We start from the raw sequence: 23,709 nt of genomic DNA on the forward strand, positions 1-23,709 counted from the left end.
GGAGAGTCGATATTTAATGGCGACCTTCACCACGTATTGGCGAAAGCGTCAACCTTTTGCGGATGAAAAGCCTGAAAGCGAGAGTTTCATGTCAGATATTGTAGCGAACCTGAACAAGGTCAAGGCGGTCATTGCCAATGCCGAAGAAGAAGCGCGCCGCGATAAGGGCTCTGTGATGCTCGTAGCCGTGTCCAAGACATTCGAGGCAGACGAAATCCGCCCGGTTCTTGATGCCGGTCAGCGCGTGTTTGGTGAGAACCGCGTGCAGGAAGCACAAGGCAAGTGGCCAGCACTTCGAGAAGCTTATTCTGGCGTCGAGCTGCACCTGATCGGCCCGCTGCAATCCAACAAAGCCGCCGATGCGGTGGCGCTGTTTGACGTTATCGAAACCGTCGATCGTGAGAAAATTGCGGTTGCTCTTTCTGCCGAGATCAAAAAGCAAGGTATAAGCCCGCAGCTTTATGTTCAGGTCAATACCGGGCTTGAAGAACAAAAGGCTGGTATTCCACCCAAAGAAGCAGTCGCCTTCGTCGAGCGTTGCCGCAACGAGCACGGCCTCGCCATTGAAGGGTTGATGTGCATTCCACCTGCGGGCGAAAATCCGGGGCCGCATTTCGCTTTGCTCGAAAAGCTGGCGCGCGAAGCCAATGTCGGTAAACTCTCCATGGGCATGTCGGGCGACTTTGAGACCGCCGTTGGCTTTGGTGCAACGTCAGTGCGTGTTGGTTCGGCGATCTTTGGCGGACGAAGCTATTCGCCTTCCGCGTGAGGTGGCAGTTGCTGCCTATGTGCTCGCACCCGCTCAATGAACTTGGTATAAATCCAGGCCAAAGCAATCGCTACCACGCAGCCGAGCGCGATTTCGATCAACCGCGATAGGGCAAGCAACAGCTCCTCGTTGCGTGTTTGAGCAAAGCGTCCCGCATCCATCACAATTACCACGGTTGCGGGTGCCAGTCGCCAATTGACTGGATATCGGTCGATCATCAGGATGACAAATACCGTTAGGGCTGCTCCGAACAAGCTCGCAACCGGCGAATATCCCACTAACCAGATGGTTATCATGCCAATGGCACATCCAACTGCGGTGTTGATCGCCCGTGCCTGCGAAAGAGCAAGCGTTGTGCGAACGTCGGGATCTGAAATGATTAGGACCGTGATCACCGCCCAAATCGGATGCTCAATCCCTGCCCATTGCAATGCAAACCAACAAATAAGACAGCCGAGCAACGTCTTTGAGGCGTAAAGCAGCGCCTTTTCTGGGTGGGAAAGATGCACAAACGCCATTTGGCCTTCCAGCAGCCTACATTGAAGCATTTCCAGCAAAAGTGCGTAGCGGTTTTGCGTCGGATAATGCGTAAAAACAAACAATGAGAGCGGTTCCAACGATTCAACCTCAACTGGAACCGCTCTCAAATCAGACCGTGGCACGCACCATAGATGAGCCGTTGTCAGTGTAAAAGAATTTCTCCTTGCACGTTCTTCCAGTCGGATGGACCAAGCAACCGATGATGCGCGTAGGCGACCGAATGCAGCGGCCCGTCGATCTTTTCCTTCCAGAATTCTATGAAATTATTGAGCACCGGAAATTCCGGCGCGAGATCATAGTCCTGCCATACAAAAAGTTGCAGCAAATGCGGGTGATCAGGCAGATGATAGAAGATTTTCGCCGTCGTCAGACCATAACCGGCGAGCTGCAATTCAAAGGCCGACTTTAAAACAAAAGCGGATGTCGTCATGGCGATTTCCCCTTTTCACAGGGAGCCCGTTATAGGTGTTCAGCGGCTCCGACAGGAATTATAATCGCCAAAAATAGTTTTTAAAGTGTAAAAACAGTATGTTAGCACCAACACGACGTGAGTGCTGCCGCTCCGTTCATATTTTTGTGCTGCGTCATTGTGGACCATAGTCGATCCCAATGTCTAATTTACGTTGGACGCGACGGAATGTAGATGAGTCTGGCGATGGCTTTGCCCCGATGCGGGCTGTCGATTCTGGCGGGAGGATCGCCGGACAGTTATGGAGGAACACATGTCGGAAAAGCTTTACCCCGTTCTGCCGGGGGCAAAGAAGAACACGCTCATTGACAACGAGACCTATCTCGACTGGTACAATGAAAGCGTAACCGACCCGGATGGCTTCTGGGCCAAGCACGGCCGACGCATTGACTGGTTCAAGCCCTTTACCAAAGTCAAGAACACTGATTTCAACGGCGACGTATCGATCAAGTGGTATGAAGATGGCGTGACCAACGTCTCCTACAACTGTATCGACCGCCACCTGAAAAGCCGTGGTGACAAGGTCGCCATCATCTGGGAAGGCGACAACCCTTACATAGATAAAAAGATCACCTACCGTGAACTTTACGAAAATGTCTGCCGTCTCTCCAATGTGCTGAAAAAGCATGGCGTCAAGAAAGGCGACCGCGTCACCATCTATCTGCCGATGATCCCGGAAGCGGCTTATGCCATGCTCGCCTGTGCCCGTATTGGCGCCGTGCATTCGGTCGTCTTTGCAGGTTTCTCGCCGGAAGCGCTCGCTGGCCGTATTGTCGACTGTGAATCCACTTTCGTCATCACCGCTGATGAAGGCGTACGTGGTGGAAAGCCGGTATCGCTCAAGGAAAATACCGACACGGCTATCGACATAGCTGCCAAGCAATATGTCATGGTCAACAAGGTTCTGGTCGTTCGCCGCACCGGTGGCAAGGTCAGCTGGGGCCCTGGCCGTGATCTCTGGTATCATCAGGAAGTGGCAAGCGTAGAGCCTACCTGCGAACCGGAACCCATGAATGCGGAAGACCCGCTATTCATCCTTTATACCTCCGGCTCGACAGGCAAGCCGAAGGGTGTGCTTCATACCACCGGCGGCTACCTCGTCTATGCTTCGATGACACATCAATATGTGTTCGATTATCATGACGGCGATGTCTATTGGTGTACTGCGGATGTGGGCTGGGTGACAGGCCATTCCTACATCGTCTACGGGCCGCTCGCCAATGGTGCTACCACGCTGATGTTTGAAGGTGTACCGAACTTCCCCGATCAGGGTCGTTTCTGGGAAGTCATCGACAAACACCACGTCAATATCTTCTATACCGCGCCAACCGCAATCCGCGCGCTGATGGGGGCGGGCGATGAATTTGTTACCCGTTCATCGCGCTCGACATTGCGCCTGCTTGGTTCGGTTGGCGAGCCGATCAACCCCGAAGCCTGGGAATGGTATTATAACGTCGTGGGTGATCAGCATTCACCGATTGTCGATACATGGTGGCAGACGGAAACCGGCGGTATTTTGATTACGCCGCTGCCCGGTGCAACCGACCTCAAGCCCGGTTCGGCAACGCGTCCTTTCTTCGGCGTGAAGCCGCAGCTGGTTGACGGCGAAGGTGCCGTTGTTGAAGGTGCAGTCGATGGCAATCTCTGCATCATCGACTCGTGGCCCGGCCAGATGCGTACGCTCTATGGCGATCACAAGCGCTTCATCGAAGCTTACTTCTCAACCTATAAAGGCAAGTATTTTACCGGTGACGGCTGCCGCCGCGATGACGACGGCTATTACTGGATTACCGGCCGCGTCGATGACGTGCTCAATATTTCCGGTCACCGTCTCGGCACGGCGGAAATCGAGTCGGCACTCGTCTCGCATCATTCCGTTTCGGAAGCTGCGGTCGTTGGCTACCCACATCCGATCAAGGGACAAGGCATCTATTGCTACGTCACTCTGATGACGGGCGCTGAAGCACAGGATGCCGATGCTTTGCGCAAAGAGCTGATCAGCCACGTGCGCAAGGAAATCGGGCCAATTGCGACACCAGACAAGATTCAGTTCTCGCCCGGCCTGCCGAAAACCCGGTCAGGCAAGATCATGCGCCGTATTCTGCGCAAGATCGCAGAGGACGAATTCGGCTCACTGGGCGATACCTCGACCCTCGCCGACCCGGGCGTCGTGGACGATCTGATCGAAAATCGCCAGAACAAGAAGTAACAAAAAGGCCGGGATTTCCCGGCCTTTTTAATATCGCTACACCCCTCATCCTGAGGAAGCGCGAAGCGCTGTCTCGAAGGATCAGGGAATCATATCCCTCGCCCATCGACACGGTGCTATCGCACCGGCTCAGGGTGAGGGTAACTGCGGGCCGCAAATGCGGAAGTATCGCAATTTAAAAATCTATTGTCCGCCCCTTGATCTCCCAGTCGCCAAAACGAGCGGGATCTTTGCCGCCCCGTCCGCCAATCTCACGCGGTAACTTTTCGACATTTTCGCTCGCGCGACGTGCTTCAGCTTCTTTGAGCGCGCGCTGTGCTGCAGCTGGCAGATCGTCCAGCTTACGCGGAGCTACATTGTCATTGATGTCGGTTTCGTTGAATTTATCGGTCATCCGCAGCAAATCCATTATTGAAGCCCCATTATTGAAGCTGGGGCCGTTCATACCCATCATATAGGTAAATCTGGCGGGTAAGCAAAACCCTGTTTGAGATAAACTTTCGCTGAACTGGAGACCCCTACGCATGAATATGACGAAAACTGCCATGCTGATCGCTCTCATGACAGTCATGTTTATGAGCATCGGTTACTTATTGGGCGGCGGCGGCGGCATGATGATCGCATTGGTAATCGCGGTTGCCATGAACCTGTTTGGCTATTGGAATTCCGACAAGATGGTACTGCGCATGTATAATGCGCAGGAAGTCGATGAGCGCTCGGCACCCGACTTCTACCGCATGGTCAGTGGCCTTGCCGCCAATGCAGGTCTACCGATGCCAAAAGTCTATATCATCAATGAGGATCAGCCCAACGCGTTTGCCACGGGCCGTAATCCGGAAAATGCAGCGGTCGCAGCCACAACTGGCCTTCTTCAGCGCCTGACACCGGAAGAAGTCGCAGGCGTCATGGCACATGAACTAGCCCATGTTCAAAACCGCGATACCCTGACCATGACAATCGTCGCCACCCTCGCGGGTGCAATCTCCATGCTTGGTAATTTCGCTTTCTTCCTAGGTGGTAACCGCGAAAACGGCAATGGCATCATGGGCGTGATCGGCACGATCCTTGCGATGATCGTTGCGCCATTTGCCGCTATGATTGTGCAGATGGCCGTAAGCCGTACCCGCGAATATGCCGCTGACCGGCGCGGTGCAGAAATCTGTGGCAATCCACTTTGGCTTTCCTCGGCGCTCGGCAAGATTGCGCGTGGCGCAAAAACCGTGGTGAATGAGGAAGCCGAGCATAACCCGGCGACAGCCCATATGTTCATCATCAATCCACTGAGCGGACGTGGTGCGGACAATCTGTTCTCGACGCATCCGGACACAGACAACCGCATCTCAGCACTCGAACAAATAGCTGCCGAAATGGGTATTCGTTCGGCTGGAATGGCGCAACGCACCTCGACGCCATCACAAAGCAGTGGCCCATGGGGACAAAGTAGTGGTAATGCAGGCGATAACAACAGTGGCGGTTCCGGCTATCGGGGCCCTTGGTCGTAAAAGCGCGTCCCGAAAGCAGGATGTGCGTTAGATAAAGTAGAACAGCGTGAACGATAAGAAACCTGCGCCAAAGCGTGGAAATAACAAGCCGCAGACACACAATTACGCCGCAGACCGCGCCGAACAACGGCCGGGCCTTGCGGCGCGTTTGTGCGCGGCACGCCTGCTTGGTGCGGTGATCGAAAAGAACACATCGCTCGACGGCCTCACTGATAACAGCCATGGCCATCCGCAATATCTGGCGCTGGAACCGCGCGACCGCTCGCTGGTTCGCGCCATTCTCGGTTCGGCTCTGCGTAATCGCGGCAGCATTGAACGCGCAATCAACAAGCGCCTCGACCGTCCATTGCCGGAAAATGCACATGCGCTCAAACATTTGCTGCATGTGGCCATCGCGCAGATTTTCTACCTCAACCTGCCCGATCATTCGGCAGTCGATCTCGCGGTCGAAGCGGCCAATGCCGATCCGCGCAATCGCAAATATGCAGGTCTGGTAAACGCTCTTCTGCGCCGTCTATCGCGCAACAAAGAGCGGGCACTCGAACACACATTGCAGCCTGAAAAAAATGTGCCGGAATGGTTTTCAAAGAGCCTTACCGATTCCTATGGCCCGAAAAAAGCCGAAGCCATTTTGACCATGCATGGTTATGAGCCGCCAATCGATTTCACCGTGAAAGGTGATCCGAAGGAATGGGCTGAAAAGCTCGGCGGCGTAGCCTTGCCTAACGGTTCTGTGCGTCTTGAGACAGTCGAGGGCAACCTCACCGACCTGCCCGGTTTTGCCGAGGGTGACTGGTGGGTGCAGGATGCCGCCGCAAGCCTACCTGCGCGCCTGATGGGCGACATTAAAGGCAAGCGCGTGGCCGATCTTTGTGCAGCCCCAGGTGGAAAGACTGCACAGCTTGTGATTCAGGGCGCTGATGTGACAGCCCTTGATATGTCCGAAAACCGCCTCAAGCGGCTTGAAGGCAATTTGGAACGTCTGAGCCTTAAAGCCCGCACGGTTTCAAGCAATATGATGGACTTTAAGCCAGATGCATTGTTCGATGCCGTGCTGCTCGATGCGCCCTGCTCATCCACTGGAACTGTCCGCCGTCACCCGGATGTGCCGTGGACCAAGACACCGCAGGATATCAAGAAGCTTGCGACCCTTCAGGCCAAAATGCTTGATCAGGCCATCACGCTTGTGAAACCCGGTGGCACAGTGCTGTTCTCCAATTGCTCGCTACATCCGCAGGAAGGCGAGGACGTGGCCCGCAATGCACTCAAAAACCCGGTCATTGAAGCCTATCCGATCACCCTCGAAGATTGCCCCGGCCTTGAAAGCTTGATCACCAAAGAAGGCTTCCTGCGCTCAACACCTGCCGATTTGCCCGCCGAACACTTCGGTGGAAATCCGCATATGGCCGGAATGGATGGCTTCTTTGCCGCGCGTTTCAAGCGCAAGGCCTGATCACGCGGCTTTAGACCATCAAAATCGATGAAATTGCCATAGCGGGTGCTCTGCGTCCGTTATGGTTAACACTCGGTTCACCATTATATACGATTCTATTAATGCATGATTCCGCGATGCAGAAACAGCATTCGAATGAATCATGCCATGAAAGGGCGGACCTGCCTTATCGGGTCCAGTGAGAATGAACTTTAATACGGAGAACGAGAGGGTGGCAGTCGCGTTGAGCGAAACCCCGCATCTTTGGGGACTGGCTGTTGCACAGGCTTGGCGCAGGTTCAGCCGTCGCCTGCGCATGGGCCCGCTTTATCGCTGGCGTTTCACCGGCTTCACGCCGGAACGCATCCTCATCGCCCCGCCCGATCTTCGCGTCGCTGACCCCCAGCTCGCGCAGGAATTCTATCACGGCCGCTTTGCGCTTGCCGGTCGCCTTGTCGAAACGGGCGGGCTTTCGCCTTTTGCCGTTGAGCCACCAACGCCTGAATGGGAGGCGGCACTCCACAGCTTCAGCTGGCTGCGTCACCTCAAAAGCGCCAACAGCGAGCTTGCCACTGCCAATGCACGTGCTTTGCTCGATGACTGGATGCGCCTTTATGGAAGACGCATTGGCGGACTGGCATGGTCACCGGAAGTCACAGCGCAACGCATCATCGCATGGCTGCAGCATTCCAATCTGATTCTTTCGGGCGCTGAACTGCCCGCTTACCGCAAATTCATGCGCTCTCTCGCCATGCAGGTGCGCTATCTGCGCACGGTGGCTTCGGCCATGGATGACGGCGAAGAACGCCTTCGCGCCCGCATCGCACTGGCTTTTGCAGCCCTCGCGCTCCCGGTTTCACCACCGACTGCGCGTGCGGCACGCCGCAATCTCGAATATGAACTGAAGCGCCAGATCCTGCCTGACGGCGGCCATGTTTCGCGCAACCCTTTGACTATTCTCGAACTGCTGGCTGACCTTCTGCCGCTGCGCCAGACCTACGCCAATGGCACGGAATCACCGCCCAAAGCATTGATCGAAGCCGTCGAGCGTATGTTGCCAGCACTTCGTTTCTTCCGTCATCAGGACGGCAGCCTTGCACTGTTCAACGGCGTCGGCCCGACCATGTCGGAACGCATCATCTCGGTTCTGCGCCATGATGAAACCGCAGGCTCACCGTTGACCCATGCGCCCTATTCCGGTTATGAACGCCTGTCGATGGGTTCCACCACGATCATTGCAGATACGGGTTTGCCGCCACCGGTTACCTCTTCGCGCGATGCCCATGCAGGCTGTCTCGCCTTTGAAATGTCCTCCGGACGTCAGCGCTATATCGTCAATTCCGGCGTCGACCGCTTTGGTCCACCGGAATTTCGTCCATTGGGACGCTCGACCGCCGCACACTCGACCGCAACCATCAACGACACATCATCCTGCCGTTTCAGCTTGAATGCAGGCCTTTCCAACATGATCGGCACACCGATCATTGCGGGACCGACCAAAGTGCAGCGTGATCGTGTGGAAGACATGGGCCGACAAGGGTTTGTGGCAAGCCATGACGGTTATGTTCGGCTTTTTGGAATTTTCCACGAGCGCCGCGCAGTGCTCTCGCACAATGGCAGTGTCATTCAGGGTGCCGACCGTTTCTATCGTGGCGATGCCAAGGCTTTGAAAGCCAACGGGCGCGATAACATCGCCGTGCGTTTTCATATCCACCCTTCTGTCGATATCTCATTTGATGAAAATGGTCTGATTATCTTGAGTGCGCCCCATGACGACACATGGGCTTTTTCCTGCTTCGAAGTGGCGCCACAGCTGGAAGACAGTATCTTCTTCGCCGGCTTCCGCGGGCCTGTGACATCAAAGCAAATTGTGTTGTCCTTCCCGGCCTCTGACCTGCCGGAAGTGAACTGGCAATTCAGCCGTGTCGCCATCGGAAGCTATGCTTAACTGGCTTCACGCCCCCACGGATTTATGAACAATCTCTTGCACTCCCCGGCCTTCGAGAGTCGACAAGAGATTGGCTTAAGCACAGAAACCCACATCTCTGCAGTTTTCGGGTGTTTTGAGGTATGATTCGTTCCTCTCCTGTGCTAACTCGCAGCCGTCCACCCTTCCTGAACGCTTATGTTTCAGCAACGAAGAGACCAACTCCCTATGGCTGTCAGCTCCAAGCATATTCCCGCTCCCGATCTTCATCGGGTGCGCCGCGCCCTCCTTTCCGTGTCCGACAAGACCGGCCTCATTGATTTCGCCAAAGCACTTCACGCAAACGGCGTTGAAATCCTTTCGACAGGCGGCACCGCCAAGTCGATTGCCGCAGAAGGCATTCCTGTAAAGGACGTTTCGGAAGTCACCGGCTTTCCGGAAATCATGGATGGACGCGTGAAGACGCTGCACCCATCAGTGCACGGCGGCCTGCTTGCAGTACGCAACGATCCTGAACATATCGCAGCCATGGAAGCACACGGCATTGGCGGTATCGATCTTGCCGTCATCAATCTTTATCCGTTTGAAGAAGTCCGCTTCAAGGGCGGCGACTACGACACTACTGTTGAAAATATCGACATTGGTGGGCCGGCCATGATCCGCGCTTCGGCAAAGAACCATGCCTATGTGGCAACCGTTGTCGATCCGGCTGACTATGCGGACGTTGTAGCCGAGCTCGAAAAGAACGAAGGATCGCTCCCGATTTCTTTCCGTAAAAAGCTCGCAGCCAAGGCATTCTCGCGCACTGCCGCTTATGATGCAGCCATTTCCAACTGGTTTGCCGAAGCAATCAATGAAGAGACTCCGACCCACCGTTCGGTTGCTGGCAAGCTGCACTCTGTCATGCGCTATGGTGAAAACCCACATCAGACTGCTGGCTTTTACCTGACTGGCGAACAGCGCCCTGGTGTTGCCACAGCAACGCAGCTTCAGGGCAAGCAGCTTTCCTATAACAACATCAATGACACCGATGCGGCTTTCGAACTCGTTGCCGAGTTTGACCCGGCCCGCACCGCAGCCGTTGCCATCATCAAGCACGCCAATCCTTGCGGCGTAGCAGAAGCTGCAACCATCACCGAAGCCTATCTCAAGGCACTGGCCTGCGATCCGGTTTCAGCCTTCGGCGGTATTGTTGCGCTTAATAAAACACTTGATGAGGCTGCAGCCGAAGAAATCGTCAAGATTTTCACCGAAGTCATCATCGCACCAGACGCGACCGAAGGCGCACAGGCTATCGTTGCGGCCAAGAAGAACCTGCGTCTTCTGGTAACAGGTGGACTGCCTGACCCGCGCGCCAAAGGCATTGCGGCCAAGACAGTTGCTGGCGGCCTGCTGGTTCAGTCGCGCGACAATGGCGTCGTTGACGATCTTGATCTGAAAGTCGTGACCAAGCGCTCCCCAAGCGAAGCCGAACTCAACGACATGAAGTTTGCTTTCCGCGTTGGCAAGCACGTGAAGTCGAATGCTATCGTTTACGTTAAGAACGGCGCAACGGTCGGCATCGGCGCAGGCCAGATGAGCCGTGTAGATTCAGCTCGTATCGCTGCCCGCAAGGCTGAAGATGCAGCCGAAGCAGCTGGTCTTGCAGAGCCGCTGACCAAGGGCTGTGTTGTCGCTTCCGACGCGTTCTTCCCGTTTGCCGATGGTCTGCTGTCTGCTGTCCAGGCAGGCGCCACGGCGGTGATCCAGCCGGGCGGCTCGATGCGTGACGATGAAGTCATTGCTGCGGCTGACGAACATGGCATTGCCATGGTGATGACCGGTATGCGTCACTTCCGTCACTAATACAGCAATCTATATTGAGCGCAAAAGCCCCGGCAACACTATCTTGCCGGGGCTTTTTCTTTGAGTTCTTGGTAAGCTGGGTACATTTTCGCAAACGAAAGTGCATCCTATTAATTAGCCTGCAAATCTTATCAAAGAGGCGGGACAATCGCTCTAAAATACCCCTATTGCTTTCGTTTGATATTCATATTATTTCGATTAAGTTCATTTAACGTATAAATGAAATAAGGGATGTCAGTAAAAAAGCATTGGGAGTGCTGCAATACGGGCCTGAATTATGTTGAAGTGGCCACCTGCTCAAAAAGAGCACAGTGGCTTTTGGAGAGACGCATATATTCATTCGAAATTAGCGAAAATGGGTTGTAACGGACATACATATTCGCATCCTGACAAGATCTCTGCCATTCGAGCGGGAGGAGCATAGTAAATGACACAGTTCGTCGGTTCCATCGATCAGGGAACCACCAGTTCACGTTTTATCATTTTTGACCGGAACGGCGACATTATCGCCATGGACCAGCGAGAACACGAGCAGATTTACCCGAAGGCTGGCTGGGTGGAACACAGCGCCAATGAAATCTGGCGCAACACGCAGCATGCCATCGCCGCGACCTTGAAGAAAGCCAACCTCAAAGCTTCCGATATCGCATCGGTCGGCATCACCAACCAGCGCGAAACCACGCTTTTGTGGGACAGGAAAACCGGCGCACCGCTTTACAATGCCATTGTCTGGATGGACACACGCACAGACGAGCTGGTCGATCATTTTGTGAAAGATGGCGGCGCGGATCGTCTCCGCGATAAGACCGGACTGCCGATCTCGACTTATTTCTCAGGCCTTAAACTGCGCTGGATACTCGATAATGTTCCCGGTGCGCGCGAGAAGGCAGAAGCAGGCGATGCGCTGTTCGGCACGATGGATAGCTGGCTTGTCTGGAACCTCACCGGCGGCGCAGAAGGCGGCATTCACATCACCGACGTAACCAATGCGTCACGCACGCAGTTGATGGACTTGTCTACGCTCGAATGGGACGAGGAAATCCTGCGGCTATTCGATATTCCCGCAGCTTGCCTGCCGGAAATTCGTTCTTCCAGTGAAATCTATGGCGAGATTACCCTACCCGCGCTTGTCAATGTCAAGCTTGCAGGCATTCTAGGCGATCAGCAGGCAGCCCTTTTCGGTCAGGCCTGCCTTGAGCCAGGCGAAGCCAAGAACACCTATGGCACCGGCTGCTTCATGCTGATGAATACCGGCGAGAAACTGGTTCCATCCACCTACGGGCTTCTAACAACTATTGCCTATCAGCTTGGTGACCAAAAGCCGGTCTATGCGCTGGAAGGCTCCATCGCGATCACCGGCGCACTGGTGCAATGGATGCGTGATAATCTCGGCATCATCAAAACCAGTGGCGACATTGAAACACTGGCGCGCACCGTCGAAGACAATGGCGATGTCTATTTTGTTCCTGCCTTCTCCGGCCTTTACGCACCGCGCTGGGAAGATTCCGCGCGTGGCATCATTGCCGGTCTGACCCGCTTTGCAAACAAGGGCCATATTGCCCGCGCGGCACTCGAAGCAAGCTGCTATCAGGTCCGCGAAGTGCTGGAAGCCATGGTGAAGGACTCTGGTGTCGAAATCACCGAATTACGCGCCGATGGCGGCATGACCATCAACGAGCTTCTCATGCAGTTCCAGTCCGACATCCTGAATGTACCTGTCGTGCGTCCCAAGATCATCGAAACCACAGCACTTGGAGCAGCCTATGCAGCTGGTCTTGCCGTTGGCTACTGGAGATCGACAAACGACATTATCGAAAACTGGCAAGTCGGTCAGCGCTGGCATCCCAAGATGACATCAAAGGAACGAACCCGCCTGTTTACCTCGTGGGAAAAGGCCGTTCAGCGCTCGCTCAACTGGGTCGATTGAGGTTTATGAAACCGGCCGGATCAATCGGCCGTCGCATGATAGCAAAATATATTTTTAGACAGCCGGTGAGCGTTGCTGCCCACCGGACAGCTTTTCAGCATCAAATTATTCTCGGAGCAGATAATGAGTCATGGCTTTATCGGAGAGTTTCTCGGCACAATGGTGCTTATCCTACTGGGCGACGGCGTCGTCGCCAATGTGCTTCTCGCTAAATCCAAAGGTCAGAACTCTGGCTGGATTGTGATTACGGCAGGCTGGGGCTTTGCTGTTCTGTGTGGTGTCATGGTTGCGGTTTCAGCAGGTGCCGCAGGCCATCTCAATCCCGCTGTAACATTGGCCTTATATGCCGCAGGTACGTTTCCCGCTGTTGATGTACTGCCTTACATAGCCGCACAAATGCTTGGTGCTTTCGCAGGAGCGGTACTCGTTTATCTTGCCTATTTACCCCATTGGAAACCCACTGAAGACAAGGGTATCAAGCTTGCTGTTTTCAGCACAGGCCCGGCCATCCGCAACATCCCGGCCAATTTCATCACTGAAATCATAGGCAGCTTCGTGCTTGTATTCGTGGTCATTGCCATTGGTGCAAAGGCTGTTGGTGCAACAGGCGTACTGGGTCCGCTGATGGTCGGCCTGCTTGTCTGGGCGCTTGGCGTTTCGCTGGGCGGCCCCACCGGCTATGCAATTAATCCAGCGCGCGACCTCGGGCCACGCATTGCGCATGCTCTCTTGCCCATTCCGGGTAAAGGCGGTTCGGATTGGTCCTATGCCTGGGTGCCCGTTGCAGCACCCGTAGTTGGCGGGCTTGTCGCCATTGCCTGTGCCAAAGCCGCAGGCATGATGTGAGCGTTTAAAAGCAGCGCGCTTGGCGCGCTGCGTTCCTTATCTGTCCGCAGGATATGGGGTTCTCGCAGTCAGCACCAAACCAACGGCAAAAAACAATACCAATACCGACATACCCAATGCCGCTGAATGCGTGAGTGCCGTAACACTTGCCACCAGGAACGGGCCGAGGAAGCTGGTCGCTCTTCCGGCCAACGCATAGATGCCAAAATATCGACCCGACTCTTCCGGCTTGATACTGCGTGCGAACCACGAGCGGGATGACGCCTGCACCGGGCCAAAGGCCGCCCCCATCATGATGCCGTAAATCAGATAGGCATGCTCGGCAGCGGTCGCGAACAATCCCTGAGCGGCCGTATACTCCAGTGCCACCATGCCAAACAGCATGTAATCCTTTCCAGTCGAAACAATGCCGATGGAGGCGAGAAACAGCAATACGAGTGAAATCATCACGATCACTTTGGAGCCAAAACGCGCATCCATGCGGCTCGCAACAAGGCAACTGAAAATCGCCATGACATTGGTTATCATGCCGAAAAGACCGATCTCCGTGATCGACCAATGGAACATTGATGCGGCATAGCCTGCACCCAAGGCAATGATGGCATTGACGCCATCCTGATAAATCATGCGGGCAATCAGAAACCGTGCAACGCCTGGACGCTTGCGTACTTCGCCCAATGTCGCCTTTAACTCCGACAGACCTTTGCCAAGCGCCTGTCGCAGAGGCTTTCCACGCGCCTGATCGGGTGTGAACAAAAACATCGGCAGAACGAAAATCAGATACCAGATGGCGGAAATCGGCCCCGTGATACGGGCATCTTCTCCCTGGACCGGGTCCAGCCCAAAGAGGGGTTTCATACCGATGATCGTTTTGCCTGTTTCAGGTGAAGCCGCAAGACAAAAGACGACGAAGATCAAAACAATCATGCCGCCCAGATAACCAAGTCCCCAAGCGAGATTGGAAACTCTGCCTATATCCTCACGCGGCACGAGACGTGGCATCATGGAATCGTTGAAGACAATAGAAAATTCCGCAGAAACCATCGCTATGCTGAAGGCAAGTAATACCCAGAACAGATTGGCTCCGGGTACTGCAAACCAAAGCGTCATCAGACTGACGATCTTGAGAACCGCAAAGAACGCGATCCAAGGCTTTCGCGCACCGGTCTGGTCGGCAATAGAACCCAGAATGGGTGATAGAATTGCGATGGCAAAGCCTGCCGCAGCAAAGCCATAGCCCCAGGCAATCTGCCCCGCCTCAGGCGTTTCAGCCATGCGTGAAATGAAATAAGGGCCGAAGATAAAAGTGATGACAACTGTAAAAAAGGGCTGTGCCGCCCAGTCGAAAAATATCCAGCCCCATACGCCGCGTCGAGAAGCATAGCCTCTCGCGCTCACAGATTGATCGCTCAATGAATTGCTCCTTGCCCCCGATGCTTGAAGCTGCTCCTTCATAATTAAGCTGGACCTTATACTGCGCTGCTAAAGCCCACAATAAACAAAAAGGGGCGACCGAAGCCGCCCCTTTAACCCAGAGTTGTCGTGGCTTACTGAGTTAAATCAGACATAAGCCCCGCAGCAACGGCCAGCCGAGACACGGTCAGATCACCGCCCTCGGTCAAAGCGACCATACGGTTCTTGACCTGATCGATGCGTGCTGCATCTTCAGCGAACCATGTTGCCGCCGGATCCTTATCCTTCCCGTGCTTCTTGAGCGCTGCAATCGTGATACCACGTGCCGCTTGCGTGATCGTATCGCTCGCACGCGACAATGCCAGACCGTCATAATAATCTGTGACGGGGATGGTACGTGCCGCTTCCTCAATACGACCGATGCGGAAGGCTTCCGAAACACCAAAATAGGTCTTGGCGGTCGCCACCAGATCAGCAGACGCAAGATGCGCAATCAAAGCAATATCTGGCATGATGCCTGCAAGCTGCAGATTGGCCAGACGCTGAGCAAGCTTCTCAGGCGCGCCCTTCTCGACGAAGGCTGCCTTGTCTGCCTGTACGGCCTCGATGAGGTAGTCTGGCATCAGGCCATCGAAGCGTGGCTCAAGAGCTGCACGTGCCGTCGTGATCGTGTTCACTAGTTCTGTGAGATTGGCTCGCGTTGTATCGTTGCGGAGCACCCAAGCGGTGGTCGACAGCAGCATTTCACCAACCAGATGATAGAACTGGTTCTGCACATCGCCCGTCACCTTGTTATCAAGCGCATCGATGGCATCATAAATCGCATTGATCTCGAAGCCATCACGCACTGCCACATAAGCCCGCACGATATCGGCAGCCGACTTGCCCGTCGTATCAGCCAGACGGCTGATGAAGGTGATGCCCCCACGATTGATGACATCATTAGCCAGCAAAGTAGCAACAATTTCCCGCTTCAGACGGTGGTTGGAAATTTCCTCGGCATAGTTTTTGACCATGCGCTTGGGGAAATAACCGAATAGCAGCTGATCAAAATAAGGCTCGTCCGGAAGCCTGCTTGCTACCAGATCATCCGATAACGACAGTTTGGCATAGGCAAGCAACACAGCAAGTTCTGGACGTGTCAGCGGTTGACCAGATTTCTGGCGTTCATTCAGAAGCGCATCCGAAGGCAGATACTCAACCTTGCGGTCAAGCAGCTTTCGGGTTTCCAGCTCGGCCATGAAGCGTGCCTGATAAGGCAGCTCTGTAAGGCCCTGACGTTCGCTCAAGGAAAGCGCGAGCGGCTGCAGATAATTGTTACGCAGCACCAGCTCCGAAACCTCATCTGTCATGCTTACCAGCAGCTTGTCGCGTGCAGGACGCTTCAACTTACCCGAACGCATTGCCGCGGCCAGTGCGATCTTGATGTTGACCTCGACGTCCGAGCAATTCACGCCTGCTGAATTGTCGATAGCGTCGGTATTGCTGCGGCCGCCAGTAAGCGCATATTCGATACGGCCGCGCTGCGTGACGCCAAGATTTGCACCTTCGCCAATCACCCGCGCCCGCACTTCAGAACCCGTGATACGAATTGCATCATTGGCTCGGTCACCAACCTGAGCATCCGTTTCCGCCGTCGAACGGATATAGGTACCAATGCCGCCGAACCACAGAAGATCGACCTGCGCCTTCAGGATCGTCGTCATAATCTCCTGAGGCGATGCTGTGGTTTTGCTAAGGCCGATAGCTTTTGCAGCTTCTGCCGACAGCGTAATCGTCTTCTGGCTGCGACTATAGACGCCACCACCAGCCGAAAGCTTCGAACGATCATAATCCTGCCAGCTTGAACGCGGCAGATCGAACAGACGCTTGCGCTCTGCAAAACCGTCTGCAGGAACCGGATCGGGATCGATGAAGATGTCGCGATGATCAAATGCGGCAACAAGCCTGATCTGCTCCGACAACAACATACCATTACCGAACACGTCGCCCGACATATCGCCCACACCCGCAACCGTGAACGGCTCGGTCTGAATATCCTTGTCGAACTCACGGAAATGCCGCTTCACGGCTTCCCATGCTCCACGCGCGGTAATCGCCATGCCCTTGTGGTCGTAACCGGCAGAGCCGCCCGATGCGAAAGCATCGTCCAGCCAGAAATCGTGCGCCTGACTGATCGCGTTAGCCGTATCCGAGAAGGTAGCTGTGCCTTTGTCGGCAGCAACAACAAAATAAGGATCGTCATTGTCATGACGCACGACTTCCGCAGGCGGCACAACATCATTGTCATGGATGTTATCGGTGACCGACAGAAGCGTAGAGATGAAAACCTTATAGGCATCACGACCGGCTTCGAACACCGCATTGCGATCACCACCAACCGGCAGACGCTTCGGATAGAAGCCGCCCTTGGCACCCACTGGCACAATCACCGCATTCTTGACCTGCTGGGCCTTCACAAGGCCCAGGACTTCTGTGCGGTAATCCTGTGCTCGGTCTGACCAGCGTAGGCCACCGCGCGCAACAGCGCCAAAGCGAAGGTGAACGCCTTCCACTTCAGGACCATAAACAAAGATTTCGCGATATGGACGCGGATCAGGCAGCCCTTCCACAAGCCGTGGATTGAGCTTGAACGCAAAGGTCACGCGTGGCTTGCCTTCGCCATCCGGCTGATAGGCATTGGTACGTAACGTGGCTTCGATCAGATTACGGAAACGACGCAGTATCTGGTCGTCATCAATGCTCGGTACTCCGAGCAGTGCCGTTTCGATACCATCAACCAGCTTCTTTTCTGCAGATTCGCGACGCTTGGCCGGTGGGTTAAAGCGCAAGTCAAACAGCGAATAAAGGTCGCTGGCGATTTCTGGATAGCGGTTTAATGCGGCTGCGATAAAGCCCTGCGAATAGGCGATACCTGCCTGTTGCAGATAACGGCCATAAGAGCGCAGGATCATGATCTGGCGCGCGGTCAGACGTGCTGTCTGCACCAGTGCGTTATAGCCGTCATTATCCGCCAGCCCATCCCAGACATTGCGGAACACATCTTCCAGCATCTCGCCATCGTCAGACAGATCGACCGGAGCACCATAGGCGTTCACAAGCTGCATATCATGGACATAGACCGGAGCGCTGTCTTTGCCTGCTTGCGGCAAATCAATGGTCTGCTCACTGACGACACGGAAGCCCATGTTTTCCAGAAGCGGCACCCGCTGCGACAACACAACCGGCGCACCATGATGATAAAGCTTCAGCGAAACCGCATCCGGCCCATCGGTGCGATAGCGATAGAAGTCCACGAAAAGCGGTGCCTCGGCACTGAGGCCAGCTATGCGCTCTGCGTCAATCAGGGCTTCAGATGCAGTGAAGATTTCTCGATAAGATTGCGGGAAGCTTGCAGCTAATGCGACAGTCTTCGCATCCGCACTATCCGAGCTTTCGCGCACCGCGTCTTCCCAAGTGCGCACGATGGCACGCACTTCCGCCTCCAGTTCTTCGCGATCCACATGTGGCGTCGAGCGCTCATGACGGCGGATGACGAACTGCACACGGGTCAGGCCGTTTTGCAGAAAAACCGGATGGAATTCGAAGCTGTCACCACTGTAAATCTCGACGAGATAACGACCGATCTTCTCACGCACGACCGAGTCATAACGGTCACGCGGGATGTAGACCAGCACAGTTGCGAAGCGGCCAAAGCGATCAAGGCGCGGAACGGCGCGCACACGCGGACGCTCACCCAATGCCAGGATCAATTCGGCATTGGCCGTCAGGCTTTCCGTATCGATCTGGAAAAGCTCATCGCGTGGATACTCTTCAAGTACATTGATAAGTGCCTTGCCCGAATGGTCTTCGCGGTTAAAGCCGAGATGCTTGATAACTGCGTCGGCTTTGGAGCGAATGAAAGGAATACCCGCGACCGAGCTCGTGTAGGCAACGGAGGTGAACAGTCCGACGAGACGAAGTTCGCCGATGGCTTCACCTTTCGGACCAAAAATCTTCACGCCGACATAATCAAGATAAGACCGGCGATGGACCAGCGAAAGCGAATTTGCCTTGGTCACGATCAGCGGTTCATTGCTGTCGAGGAAGTCAGTGATTTCGCGTGGTGTCACCGTGTCGTCGTCATCCTTGCGGAGGATACGCACTTCGCTGTCGTTCAGGATACCCAGTGTTTCCTTGACAGGAACCAGTTCGCGGTTGTCACCCTTGCCCTTGAAGGTCAGCTCACGCATGCCGAGGAAGATGAAACGATCATCGCGCAGCCATTCGAGAAAGGCGATTGCTTCCGGCATTGCGGCATTACCCGTCAATTCCTGAACCCGCTTGTAATCGGCGATAGCGCCATCAAGGCGCTTCATCATCGGCTTCCAGTCGCTGACAGCGGAACGGACTTGTCCGAGCACACGCTTGATCGCGGCGGTCAGATTAGCTTTCGCCTGCTTGTCGAGTGCTGGCAGATGAATCTGCACAAGGCTTACGCGCTCAACGCCCTTGGCGGGTGCGAGCTGCGATGCTTCGCCTAGAATTGTGAGGTCGTCTTTTTCCCGCTCGATATCGAAAACCGGGTGCACGACCATAAAAATCTGGCTGACATGATCGTTCAGCTCACCCATGATTGAGTCGAGCAGGAACGGCATATTGTCGTTGACGATGGTGATGACGCTGACGGGGCGACCATGGCGTTCGATGCTGTTATCGACGCTGATAATACTCTTGCCCTTACGATAGGATTGAAGCGCCTCGTAGCCATATTGGGCAGATTTATCGAGCGCTGCAGCATCGTAGGCCGCAAGATCTTCGGGCGGAGCCCATTCGAAGAGAAGCTGCGAAAACGCGGTTAGCGCCTTTGACTTTCCTCCCTTCCTCTCCTCCTTGCTTGCCTTGGAACCTTTAATTTTGCTCGACCGATCCTGCTTTGCAGTCACGTCGGATACTCCTGTCATGATGGCAATGCGCGCCAAACTAGCAGATTGGGTATCCGTTTCGATGACAAATCGTTGAAAACAACCAAAAATTTCCGTGAAAGTCAGAAAACTCGCATCTAATCCATTTAATTTGGAACAAAACTTCGAAAACTCTCCGGGAAATTTCGAAATATGCCGTTTCGCTTCGCGTCAATCACACTTCAGGTGACACAACAGGTTTACGTAAGCGTCATAACAGCTAAATTTTGCCACAAATCAGGGGCGAATCTGAGCCGTGAAAATCCCGATCAAAGCTCGATCAAATGATCGTCCAGCTCGTTGATATCATTGTCACCAGCGGGGAAATGTTTCTCCAGCAACAAGCCTGCCTGACCAATGGCCAATACGAAACCTTCGGCTACTTCCTTGCGTGAAGCATGATGGATGAGGGTTGCAACAATCCCGTTCCATTCTTCCTGCTCGACCCGCGCGTGAATGCCTGCATCGGCGATAACCTCGGCGTAATGCTCCGCTATAGAGACAAAAAGCAGGATGCCGGTGCGGTGTTCTGTGATGTGCACATTGCGCGCTAAAAACTGCTGCAATGCATTGAGATGGGCGCGTTTATAGCGAATGCGGCGCGGTACCAGCAACATACGGATCGAAGGCAGAAACCAGAGAACCAGCATCGCCGAAATGAAAGCCACCAGAATAGCGAGGCCAAACATCGGTAGCCGGATATCGAACCAGTACCAATGCGCGAGAAATGCAAGAATGACCGAGGTTATGAGAATGCCGCAGGTTGCAACGAAGCCCGCAGCAAAGAAATAATCATCACTGGAACGCGCCAGAACGGCATAGATTTCGCCGCTCGTATTGGCCTCGGCATCGCGGATCGCATGAGCGATACGCTTGTGATCTTGTCCGCCGATTAGGTTTTTACCTGTCACAGATTCCTCCCCTACCAGCTACCCGAAGCGCCGCCGCCGCCTGACGAACCACCGCCGCCAGAAAAGCCGCCACCGCCACTACCGCCTGATGACCATCCACCGCCACCGCCGGAGAAACCGCCGCCGCCAGACCCGCCGCGTGAGTTGAAATCGACCACCATACCCAGCCAGCGATACTTACCGGGACCGATCTTGCGCCCAAAGATTGGCGTCAGGATCGCCATGCCAAAGCCTCCGAAGAAGATCAGGCACCAAAAAGTGATGAAAACGACAAAAATCCAATCGACGTCGTCGGAACCAGAACTTGTCTGAACGTTGCGTTTTGCACGCGCTTCAAGCTCAGCTGCATCACCGGAAAGCACCGACAAAATCCCGTCAACGCCTTGAACCACACCACCGGAATAATCTCCGGTGCGAAACGCCGGAATGATCGTACCATTGATGATGACGCTCGAAAGCGCATCCGTCATCGTGCCTTCGAGGCCATATCCGACCTCAATGCGCACTTTTCGATCATTGGGTGCTACGACCAGCAGGATGCCATTATTTTCCTGGCGTTGACCCAGCGCCCAGGCCCTGAACAAGCGATTGGAATAGGTTTCGATATCCTCGCCGTTCAGGCTCGGAACCGTCACCACCACCACTTGATTGGACGATTTCGCTTCAAAATCGGCGAGTTTTTGCGTGAGTTGCTGCCGTGCTGTCGGGTCAATAATACCGGCTGCATCAACCACGCGCCCGGTCAAAACTTGCGCAGGCTTTGCCGTGTCCTGCGCATTTGCACCCACCGCCGCAAAGACCGCGAACAGAAGCGCGACAAAAGCAAACAGGTTTCGCAGCCGGTTCAGGCCGCGAAACGCCGCACGCATGGGAAGCAAAGCTGCCACGGAAAACCCGATCAATTGTTAAAGTTGACCTGGGGTGCTGTCTGGCTTCCCGCATCCGCACTGAATGTCTGCATCGGCGCAGCATCGCGGTACCAGATCCATGTCCAGATCATCGTCGGCATGGTGCGGATCGCCGTATTATATACACGTACCGCTTCGATATAATCCCGGCGCGCTACGGCAATACGGTTTTCGGTGCCTTCCAGCTGCGATTGCAACGCGAGGAAATTCTGGTTGGCTTTGAGGTCGGGGTAGCGCTCTACAACCACCATCAGGCGTGAAAGCGCGCTGGTAAGGTTGGCCTGATTATCCTGAAACTGCTTGAAGAGTTCAGGGTTTTTGAGCGTTTCCGGCGTAATCTGCACCTGTGTCGCCTTGGCACGCGCATCAATTACCGCCTGAAGAGTTTCCTTTTCATGAGCGGCATAGCCCTTCACGGTTTCGACCAGATTAGGCACGAGATCGGCGCGGCGCTGATACTGGTTCTGCACTTCGCTCCATGCAGCCTTGGCCTTTTCTTCATTGGTCGGAATGGTGTTAAAGCCACAGGCCGAAAGTAGCGGCACAAGGACCGCAAGCCCAAGAGCTATGAAAATGCGGCGACCCAATATTGAAAGTGAGAAAGAACGGATAGCGGTCACGGCCGACATGGTGTTCTCCTGAAAAAGGCGCCTTCTAAGCGCCTGACTAATTCTTCTTGAGCCCGCATATCTGTGTTCACGAGAATGCGAGCCGTCAAATCAATAAGATAGACGAAATTTGCTCGTCGTCCAGCCCGTTTACCGAAAGCAACCAGAGGCTACGTGAAAGCTGGCTTCAAGCATTTCACCGACGATTCAAATCGGGGAGAAAGCTCAGTCATTATTAGGATGTTGACTTAGTCAACATATTGGATATTGATTGTATCAACATACGGAGGCGCCGCACGTGGCGTAAAGAGGCATGAAACAGACGGACAACCAAACCGACATCGGCACGTTGCGTGCCTTCAACCGTACCTACACCCGCCGCCTCGGCTTGCTGAATGCACATCTCGACAACAGCCCGTTCACGCTGACCGAAGCGCGCATTCTCTATGAGATCGCGCACCGCCCGGCGCCTACAGCGGCGGACATCATGCGCGCTCTCGATCTCGACCGTGGCCAACTCAGCAGGACGCTCAAGCGCTTCTCCGAACGTGGATTGATCGAAACATCGCAGCATCCCGAAGGCGGGCGCAGCCGTCCGATACAACTGACGGAGATGGGACGGAGAACATTTGCAGCATTGGAACGAAACACCTGCGAGGCCGTGGGCGAACTGCTCGATGAATTGCGACCGGATCAGCGCAAGGACCTGCTGACGGCGGCAGGAACGATCACGCGCTTATTCGACAAACAAGAGCGTGCTGAAGTGCAGCTGCGTAACTTGCGTCCTGGCGATCTGGGTTGGATCATCCATCGGCAGGCTGTGCTCTATACGGATGAATACGGTTGGAACAGCGACTACGAGGCACTCGTCTCCCGTATCATAGCCGATTTCATGGAATCCTTCGATCCAGACCACGATGCCGCGTGGGTGGCCGAAACCGATGGACGCATCGTGGGATCGGTATTTCTGGTACGAGGCGACAGACCGAAACTGGGCAAGCTACGCCTGCTCTATGTAGAACCGGAGACGCGAGGCTCTGGCGTAGGCGCCAAGCTTGTGAACACTTGTATTGAACATGCGCGCAAGGTCGGCGATGACCGCCTCACACTATGGACGAACGATATATTGAAGGCAGCCCGGCGTCTTTATGAACGAGCTGGTTTCCGACTTATCGACGAAAAGCCACACCATTCTTTCGGTGCAGATCTCATTGGCCAGACATGGGAGCTGGATCTCTAAAGCATGTCACAGTTAAATGGATTCATTTAACGTTCGCGAACATGCGACAATCAAAAGAATCTAGAGCGAGCACCATGGGTGCGATTAAACGCGACCCGCTCTAGGCTCCAAACCCAATTAAACATTTGATCAAATTACTTCTTCATGATTCACTCTCCTGATAACGGGAGTTTTGGAGCATGGCAGGAGAATTCTGGCTTGATGATCGGCAATGGGCAGT

17 protein-coding genes are annotated in these 23,709 nt (G+C 54.5%); 9 read left to right on the plus strand and 8 right to left on the minus strand.

Going from position 1 to position 23,709, the window contains the following annotated elements:
* Window positions 1-88: 88 nt before the first annotated feature.
* Window positions 89-769 (plus strand): YggS family pyridoxal phosphate-dependent enzyme, encoded by a 681-nt coding sequence (locus OIV19_RS18120; RefSeq protein WP_095447980.1) that lies wholly within the window; start codon window positions 89-91, stop codon window positions 767-769.
* Here OIV19_RS18120 and OIV19_RS18125 read toward each other — a convergent pair.
* Complete coding sequence (locus OIV19_RS18125) at window positions 751-1,287, minus strand: FUSC family protein (RefSeq protein ID WP_095447981.1); 537 nt, start codon at window positions 1,285-1,287, stop codon at window positions 751-753. The two genes, OIV19_RS18120 and OIV19_RS18125, sit on opposite strands and share 19 nt — an antisense overlap.
* A 164-nt stretch (window positions 1,288-1,451) precedes the next feature.
* Window positions 1,452-1,739 (minus strand): usg protein, encoded by a 288-nt coding sequence (locus OIV19_RS18130; protein ID WP_264232640.1) that lies wholly within the window; start codon window positions 1,737-1,739, stop codon window positions 1,452-1,454.
* 292 nt (window positions 1,740-2,031) lie between these two features.
* Here OIV19_RS18130 and acs point away from each other — a divergent pair, with 292 nt between their 5' ends.
* A complete protein-coding gene (gene acs / locus OIV19_RS18135) occupies window positions 2,032-3,987 on the plus strand; it encodes an acetate--CoA ligase (protein WP_264232642.1) in 1,956 nt (651 codons plus the stop codon).
* A 175-nt stretch (window positions 3,988-4,162) separates the two neighbouring features.
* Here the strand turns inward: acs and OIV19_RS18140 are convergent, their stop codons facing one another.
* Window positions 4,163-4,381, minus strand: a complete 219-nt coding sequence (locus OIV19_RS18140; protein ID WP_095447982.1) for a DUF1674 domain-containing protein — start codon at window positions 4,379-4,381, stop codon at window positions 4,163-4,165.
* Between the two features lie 130 nt (window positions 4,382-4,511).
* On the opposite strand from OIV19_RS18140, the gene htpX reads away from it, so the two are divergent.
* From htpX to OIV19_RS18170, 6 genes are all read left to right on the plus strand, one after another.
* A complete protein-coding gene (gene htpX, locus OIV19_RS18145) occupies window positions 4,512-5,489 on the plus strand; it encodes a zinc metalloprotease HtpX (RefSeq protein WP_264232644.1) in 978 nt (325 codons plus the stop codon).
* A 46-nt stretch (window positions 5,490-5,535) separates the two neighbouring features.
* Complete coding sequence (locus OIV19_RS18150) at window positions 5,536-6,942, plus strand: RsmB/NOP family class I SAM-dependent RNA methyltransferase (protein WP_191793436.1); 1,407 nt, start codon at window positions 5,536-5,538, stop codon at window positions 6,940-6,942.
* 184 nt (window positions 6,943-7,126) lie between these two features.
* Window positions 7,127-8,869 carry a heparinase II/III family protein gene (locus OIV19_RS18155; RefSeq protein WP_151095047.1) on the plus strand — a complete coding sequence of 581 codons (1,743 nt, stop codon included), beginning with the start codon at window positions 7,127-7,129 and terminating at the stop codon, window positions 8,867-8,869.
* Between the two features lie 207 nt (window positions 8,870-9,076).
* On the plus strand, window positions 9,077-10,693 hold the full coding sequence (gene purH / locus OIV19_RS18160; RefSeq protein ID WP_095447409.1) for a bifunctional phosphoribosylaminoimidazolecarboxamide formyltransferase/IMP cyclohydrolase: 1,617 nt from the start codon (window positions 9,077-9,079) through the stop codon (window positions 10,691-10,693).
* Between the two features lie 427 nt (window positions 10,694-11,120).
* A complete protein-coding gene (glpK, locus tag OIV19_RS18165) occupies window positions 11,121-12,620 on the plus strand; it encodes a glycerol kinase GlpK (RefSeq protein WP_264232647.1) in 1,500 nt (499 codons plus the stop codon).
* Between the two features lie 123 nt (window positions 12,621-12,743).
* On the plus strand, window positions 12,744-13,466 hold the full coding sequence (locus tag OIV19_RS18170; protein ID WP_264232649.1) for an MIP/aquaporin family protein: 723 nt from the start codon (window positions 12,744-12,746) through the stop codon (window positions 13,464-13,466).
* 36 nt (window positions 13,467-13,502) lie between these two features.
* Here OIV19_RS18170 and OIV19_RS18175 read toward each other — a convergent pair whose 3' ends face one another.
* The 5 genes from OIV19_RS18175 to OIV19_RS18195 all read right to left on the minus strand — a co-directional run bounded on the left by OIV19_RS18175 (window position 13,503) and on the right by OIV19_RS18195 (window position 22,270).
* Complete coding sequence (locus tag OIV19_RS18175; RefSeq protein ID WP_404901574.1) at window positions 13,503-14,879, minus strand: MFS transporter; 1,377 nt, start codon at window positions 14,877-14,879, stop codon at window positions 13,503-13,505.
* Between the two features lie 134 nt (window positions 14,880-15,013).
* Window positions 15,014-19,804 carry an NAD-glutamate dehydrogenase gene (locus OIV19_RS18180; RefSeq protein ID WP_264232662.1) on the minus strand — a complete coding sequence of 1,597 codons (4,791 nt, stop codon included), beginning with the start codon at window positions 19,802-19,804 and terminating at the stop codon, window positions 15,014-15,016.
* 287 nt (window positions 19,805-20,091) lie between these two features.
* Complete coding sequence (locus OIV19_RS18185) at window positions 20,092-20,733, minus strand: TPM domain-containing protein (RefSeq protein ID WP_264232653.1); 642 nt, start codon at window positions 20,731-20,733, stop codon at window positions 20,092-20,094.
* 11 nt (window positions 20,734-20,744) lie between these two features.
* Window positions 20,745-21,602, minus strand: a complete 858-nt coding sequence (locus OIV19_RS18190; protein WP_264232664.1) for a TPM domain-containing protein — start codon at window positions 21,600-21,602, stop codon at window positions 20,745-20,747.
* 29 nt (window positions 21,603-21,631) lie between these two features.
* Window positions 21,632-22,270, minus strand: coding sequence for a LemA family protein (locus tag OIV19_RS18195; protein WP_264232655.1), 639 nt, complete (start codon window positions 22,268-22,270; stop codon window positions 21,632-21,634).
* Between the two features lie 292 nt (window positions 22,271-22,562).
* Between OIV19_RS18195 and OIV19_RS18200 the strand changes: the two genes are divergently transcribed.
* Window positions 22,563-23,489 (plus strand): helix-turn-helix domain-containing GNAT family N-acetyltransferase, encoded by a 927-nt coding sequence (locus OIV19_RS18200; RefSeq protein ID WP_264232657.1) that lies wholly within the window; start codon window positions 22,563-22,565, stop codon window positions 23,487-23,489.
* Window positions 23,490-23,709 lie beyond the last annotated feature (220 nt).

Source organism: Brucella sp. HL-2, assembly GCF_025846885.2.
Taxonomy (GTDB): domain Bacteria; phylum Pseudomonadota; class Alphaproteobacteria; order Rhizobiales; family Rhizobiaceae; genus Brucella; species Brucella quorumnocens.

Coding starts and splice junctions, on each gene's coding strand:
- OIV19_RS18170 (WP_264232649.1), top strand. CDS start 12,744: ATGAGTCATGGCTTTATCGGAGAGTTTCTCGGCACAATGGTGCTTATC.
- htpX (WP_264232644.1), top strand. CDS start 4,512: ATGAATATGACGAAAACTGCCATGCTGATCGCTCTCATGACAGTCATG.
- OIV19_RS18155 (WP_151095047.1), top strand. CDS start 7,127: ATGAACTTTAATACGGAGAACGAGAGGGTGGCAGTCGCGTTGAGCGAA.
- OIV19_RS18200 (WP_264232657.1), top strand. CDS start 22,563: ATGAAACAGACGGACAACCAAACCGACATCGGCACGTTGCGTGCCTTC.
- glpK (WP_264232647.1), top strand. CDS start 11,121: ATGACACAGTTCGTCGGTTCCATCGATCAGGGAACCACCAGTTCACGT.
- OIV19_RS18195 (WP_264232655.1), bottom strand. CDS start 22,270: ATGTCGGCCGTGACCGCTATCCGTTCTTTCTCACTTTCAATATTGGGT.
- OIV19_RS18125 (WP_095447981.1), bottom strand. CDS start 1,287: ATGGCGTTTGTGCATCTTTCCCACCCAGAAAAGGCGCTGCTTTACGCC.
- OIV19_RS18130 (WP_264232640.1), bottom strand. CDS start 1,739: ATGACGACATCCGCTTTTGTTTTAAAGTCGGCCTTTGAATTGCAGCTC.
- acs (WP_264232642.1), top strand. CDS start 2,032: ATGTCGGAAAAGCTTTACCCCGTTCTGCCGGGGGCAAAGAAGAACACG.
- OIV19_RS18190 (WP_264232664.1), bottom strand. CDS start 21,602: ATGCGTGCGGCGTTTCGCGGCCTGAACCGGCTGCGAAACCTGTTTGCT.
- OIV19_RS18120 (WP_095447980.1), top strand. CDS start 89: ATGTCAGATATTGTAGCGAACCTGAACAAGGTCAAGGCGGTCATTGCC.
- OIV19_RS18140 (WP_095447982.1), bottom strand. CDS start 4,381: ATGACCGATAAATTCAACGAAACCGACATCAATGACAATGTAGCTCCG.
- purH (WP_095447409.1), top strand. CDS start 9,077: ATGGCTGTCAGCTCCAAGCATATTCCCGCTCCCGATCTTCATCGGGTG.